Here is a 208-nt window from a genome sequence, read left to right on the forward strand (position 1 = left end):
CACCGATCCCGACAGTGTGGTGTCGCGGCAGTTGGCGTATTGGCGGGACGAACTGGCCGGGTTGCCCGCGCAGCTGTCGTTGCCGACCGACCGGCCGCGGCCGCGGGTGGCGAGCTATCGCGGCGACAGTGTGGCGGTGGTGATCGATGCCGAGACCCGGGTGTTGCTGCAGCGGCTGGCGCGGCGGCAGGACGCGACGGTGTCGATG

At 71.6% G+C, this 208-nt stretch carries 1 protein-coding gene; it reads left to right on the forward strand.

The features are described 5' to 3' along the window. Positions 1-208: condensation domain-containing protein (locus ACX4ZE_RS23605; RefSeq protein WP_480275672.1), on the forward strand; the 208-nt coding region annotated here is incomplete at both ends.

The organism is Nocardia sp. TBRC8007, from assembly GCF_056629435.1.